The sequence below is a fragment of the Streptomyces aureus genome, from assembly GCF_001418135.1.
Lineage (GTDB): Bacteria > Actinomycetota > Actinomycetes > Streptomycetales > Streptomycetaceae > Streptomyces > Streptomyces aureus_A.
Genome location: NZ_LIPQ01000633.1, coordinates 1 through 3122, shown reverse-complemented (window position 1 = coordinate 3122; position 3122 = coordinate 1). Strand labels below are relative to the sequence as shown.

Sequence of the window (3122 nt, the reverse complement as noted above, 5' to 3'; positions counted from 1 at the left end):
GAGCCCTTCGGCCTCAAGAACGACAACGAGGTCTACTACGCCGCCGACCGCATGTACGGCCTCATCGAGGCCACCGTCCTCCGCGACGGAGCCACGGCGCAGATCCCGGTCGACATGACCAACCTCTAAGCGGCGTCCGAGTGACCGGCCCCCGCCCGCCCGCAGTCGGGCGGGGGCCGCGCCGGACCGGAGGGATTCTCATGACACAGCCCGCAAAGGGGCCGGCACCCGCCGAAGGCCCGTGTTCCACCCCGCCGGACCCGACCTGCCAGGTCCACCCGGTGGACGAAAAGCTCCCCGCCTCGCGGCTCGTCCCCGCGGCGCTCCAGCACATCGCCGCGATGTACGCCGGCGTCGTCACCCCTCCGCTCATCATCGGCCAGGCGGTCGGCCTGGACGCCGCCGGAATGACCCGGCTCATCGCCGCCGGCCTGCTCATCGCCGGCTGCGCGACCATCCTGCAGACGCTCGGCGTCCGGGGCCTCGCCGGCAACCGGCTCCCGTTCGTCAACGCCGCCTCCTCCGCAGGCATCGCGCCGATGCTCGCCATCGCAGAGACCAGCGCCCCCGGACACCAACTCCCCGCCATCTACGGCGCGGTGATGGTCGCCGGAGTGTTCTGCCTCGCCGTCGGCCCCTTCTTCGGCAGGCTCCTGCGCTTCTTCCCGCCGCTCGTCACCGGCGTCGTCATCACCCTCATCGGGGTCACCCTGATGCCCGTGCCCGTCGGCTGGGCGCAGGGCGGCGACAGGAACGCCGCCGACTTCGGCGCCATGAAGTACCTGGCACTCGCCGGCTTCACCCTCGTCGTCATCCTGCTCTTCCAGCGCTTCGGCAAGGGCTTCGTCAAGCAGATCGCCCTGCTGCTCGGCCTCTTCATCGGCACCCTCGCCGCGATCCCCTTCGGGATGGCGGACTTCACCGCCCTGCGCGAGGCGCCCGTCGCGGCCCTGCCCGCCCCCTTCGCCTTCGGCGTCCCCGAGTTCCAGCCCGCCGCGATCCTCTCCCTGTGCATCGTGATGCTGGTCCTGATGACCGAGTCCAGCGCCGGCATGCTCGCCCTCGGCGAGATCTGCGAGCGGCGCAGCGACGGCCGGACCATCACCCGCGGACTGCGCACCGACGGCATCGCCACCCTGATCGGCCCCGTCTTCGGCGGCTTCCCCACCTCGGCCTTCGCCCAGAACGTCGGCGTCGTCTCGCTGACCCGGGTGCGCTCCCGCTACGTGGTCGCCGTCGCCGGCGGCGCCCTGCTGGTCCTCGGCGCCTTCCCGGTCCTCGGCGCGGTCGTCTCCATGGTCCCGATGCCCGTCCTCGGAGGCGCCGGCATCGTCCTCTTCGGCTCGATCGCGGTCAGCGGCATCCGTACCCTCTCGGAAGCCGGACTCGACGACAGCTCCAACATCATCCTGGTGGCCGTCGCGCTCGGAGCGGGCATCATCCCGCTCGCCGCGCCCACCTTCTACGCCGAGTTCCCCGCGTGGGCACAGACCGTGCTCGGCTCCGGCATCAGCGCCGGCGCGCTCGTCGCCGTCCTGCTGAATCTGTTCTTCCACCATCTCGGCACCCGGAGCCGTCACACGGCTCCGGCACTCAAATCCTCCTAGGGTCCTGCCGTGCCCACACCACCCCCGAGGAATGAAGGAAGCACCGCCATGGCAGCACCTTCGGCAGCCCAGCGCATCGTCATCGAGAACGCGGCGATCGCGACCGTCGACGCGAACGACACCGAGTACGCCTCCGGCCACCTCGTCGTCGCGGACAACAAGATCGAGTCCATCGGCGCCGGCAAGGCTCCCGAGGGCCTGGAGAACGTGGTCCGGCGCATCGACGCCACCGGCCATCTCGTCACGCCCGGTCTCGTCAACACCCACCACCACTTCTACCAGTGGATCACCCGGGGCCTGGCGACCGACCACAACCTCTTCAACTGGCTCGTCGCCCTCTACCCGACCTGGGCGCGGATCGACGAGCAGATGGTGCGCGCCGCGGCTCAGGGCTCGCTGGCCATGATGGCCCGCGGCGGTGTCACCACCGCCATGGACCACCACTACGTGTACCCGGTGAACTCCGGCGACCTGTCCGGTGCCATCATCGGCGCCGCCTCCGAGATGGGCGTCCGCTTCACCCTCGCCCGCGGCTCCATGGACCGCAGCGAGAAGGACGGCGGCCTGCCGCCGGACTTCGCCGTCGAGACCACCGAGGGCGCGCTCGCCGCGACCGAGGAGACGGTGAAGAAGTACCACGACGCCTCCTTCGACGCGATGACCCAGGTCGCCGTCGCCCCCTGCTCGCCCTTCTCCATCTCCACCGAACTCCTCCGGGAGGGCGCCGCGCTCGGCCGCCGCCTCGGGGTGCGCATGCACACCCACGGCTCGGAGACCGTGGAGGAGGAGAAGTTCTGTCACGAGCTGTTCGGCATGGGCCCGACGGACTACTTCGAGTCCACCGGCTTCCTCGGCGAGGACGTGTGGATGGCGCACTGCGTCCACATGAACGACTCCGACATCGCGGCCTTCGCCCGCACCAAGACCGGTGTGGCGCACTGCCCCTCGTCCAACGCCCGTCTCGCGGCCGGCATCGCCCGCGTCCCCGACATGCTGAAGGCGGGCGTACCCGTCGGCCTCGGAGTCGACGGCACCGCCTCCAACGAGTCCGGTGAGCTCCACACCGAGCTGCGCAACGCGCTCCTCATCAACCGGCTCGGCGCCCACCGCGAGGCCGCGCTCAACGCCCGCCAGGCGCTGCGCCTCGGCACCTACGGCGGCGCCCAGGTCCTCGGTCGCGCCGACAACATCGGCTCCCTCGAGGCCGGCAAGCTCGCCGACTTCGTCCTGTGGAAGATCGACGGCCTCGGCCACTCCACCATCGCCGACCCGGTCACCGCCATCGTCTTCGGCGCGGCGGCCCCCGTCACGGCCTCCTTCGTCAACGGCAAGCAGATCGTCGAGAACAACCGACTGCTCACCGTCGACGAGGACACCATCGCGCGCGACGCGCGCGCGATGGTGTCCTCGTCGACGGTGAGCAGCCGGTTGTTCGCGGCGAACTGCTTGCCGCTGACGAAGGAGGCCGTGACGGGGGCCGCCGCGCCGCCGACGACGGCGGTGACCGGCTCGGCG

The 3122-nt window shown here is 70.9% G+C and carries 2 protein-coding genes and 1 pseudogene; all 3 read left to right on the top strand.

Going from position 1 to position 3122, the window contains the following annotated elements:
• A pseudogene (locus AOK00_RS38830) lies at positions 1 to 129 on the top strand (factor-independent urate hydroxylase); the annotation flags it as partial.
• Positions 130 to 200: 71 nt separating this feature from the next.
• The gene (locus tag AOK00_RS35435) at positions 201 to 1607 is read left to right on the top strand and encodes a nucleobase:cation symporter-2 family protein (protein WP_055604211.1); all 1407 of its coding nucleotides are present in this window, start codon (positions 201 to 203) and stop codon (positions 1605 to 1607) included.
• Between the two features lie 48 nt (positions 1608 to 1655).
• Positions 1656 to 3122 (top strand): 8-oxoguanine deaminase (locus AOK00_RS35430; protein WP_254047628.1); only part of this gene is annotated, 1467 nt, incomplete at its 3' end.

Bases quoted from the DNA above. Each gene is read 5' to 3' on its own strand.
- AOK00_RS35435 (WP_055604211.1), top strand. From the start codon at position 201: ATGACACAGCCCGCAAAGGGGCCGGCACCCGCCGAAGGCCCGTGTTCC.